The organism is Micromonospora sp. NPDC047812 (assembly GCF_040704175.1).
GTDB lineage: Bacteria > Actinomycetota > Actinomycetes > Mycobacteriales > Micromonosporaceae > Micromonospora.
On sequence record NZ_JBEYRY010000026.1, the window covers coordinates 1,821 to 3,589 of the forward strand.

Annotated in this window: 1 rRNA gene (only partly in view); it reads right to left on the reverse strand. The window is 57.1% G+C overall.

Features of this window, described 5'->3' with window-relative positions:
- Positions 1–1,570, reverse strand: a 23S ribosomal RNA gene (locus tag AB0883_RS30650); it reaches 1,615 nt to the left of the window's first position.
- Positions 1,571–1,769: the final 199 nt, after the last annotated feature.

Genomic DNA, 1,769 nt, shown 5'->3' on the forward strand with positions numbered 1-1,769 from the left:
CCGAGTTCGGGTGGTTAGCACAACGAGGTTCATCAGGGACGCTCTTTCGCGGGTACGGGAATATCAACCCGTTGTCCATCGACTACGCCTCTCGGCCTCGCCTTAGGTCCCGACTCACCCAGGGCGGATTAGCCTGGCCCTGGAACCCTTGGTCATCCGGCGGAAGGGTTTCTCACCCTTCTTTCGCTACTCATGCCTGCATTCTCACTCGTGCCGCGTCCACAACTGGGTCACCCCGCTGCTTCACCCCCGGCACGACGCTCCCCTACCCATCCACACACCTGCACAAGGAATCAAGTCCAAGCGAGGTAAAAATGTGAATGCCACAGCTTCGGCGGTGTGCTTGAGCCCCGCTACATTGTCGGCGCGGAACCACTTGACCAGTGAGCTATTACGCACTCTTTAAAGGGTGGCTGCTTCTAAGCCAACCTCCTGGTTGTCTATGCGACCCCACATCCTTTTCCACTTAGCACACGCTTAGGGGCCTTAGCTGGTGATCTGGGCTGTTTCCCTCTCGACTACGAAGCTTATCCCCCGCAGTCTCACTGCCGCGCTCTCACTTACCGGCATTCGGAGTTTGGCTGATTTCGGTAAGCTTGTGGGCCCCCTAGACCATCCAGTGCTCTACCTCCGGCAAGAAACACGCGACGCTGCACCTAAATGCATTTCGGGGAGAACCAGCTATCACGGAGTTTGATTGGCCTTTCACCCCTAACCACAGGTCATCCCCCAACTTTTCAACGTTGGTGGGTTCGGCCCTCCACGCGGTCTTACCCGCGCTTCAGCCTGCCCATGGCTAGATCACTCCGCTTCGGGTCTAGGACACGCGACTGAACGCCCTATTCAGACTCGCTTTCGCTACGGCTCCCCCACACGGGTTAACCTCGCCACATGCCACTAACTCGCAGGCTCATTCTTCAAAAGGCACGCCGTCACCCCGCAAGGCTCCGACGGATTGTAGGCGAACGGTTTCAGGTACTATTTCACTCCCCTCCCGGGGTACTTTTCACCATTCCCTCACGGTACTCGTCCGCTATCGGTCACCAGGAAGTATTTAGGCTTACCAGGTGGTCCTGGCAGATTCACGGCAGATTACAGGGGTCCGCCGCTACTCGGGAACACCCACAGAAGACCAGCCACTTTCACCTACCGGACTCTCACCGCCTACGGTCAGCCTTTCCAGACTGTTCGGCTAGCAACTGGCTTTGTAACTTCTCGAACAAGTGTCAGCTTGTTCAGCAGGGTCCCACAACCCCAACCACGCAACCCCTGACAGGTATCACACGCAGCCGGTTTAGCCTCAATCCGCTTTCGCTCGCCACTACTCACGGAATCACTATTTGTTTTCTCTTCCTACGGGTACTGAGATGTTTCACTTCCCCGCGTTCCCCCCACACACCCTATGTGTTCAGGTGTGGGTGACTGGACATGACTCCAGCCAGGTTTCCCCATTCGGACACCCTGGGATCACAGCTTGGTTGACAGCTCCCCCAGGCCTATCGCGGCCTCCCACGTCCTTCATCGGCTCCTGGTGCCAAGGCATCCACCGTTCGCCCTTGACAACTTGACCACAAAGATGCTCGCGTCCACTGTGCAATTCTCAACAAACGACCAACCCACAACCAGATCCACCCCACACCAGCCCGACAAACGCCGACGGTATGCAAGGCCAAGTCATGCCTGGCAGCCCACGAAACACGAAGTTCCGCTCAAGGCTCCGAAAGAAACAACCACCGGTTGTTCTTTCAGGACCCAACAGGGTGCTCTTA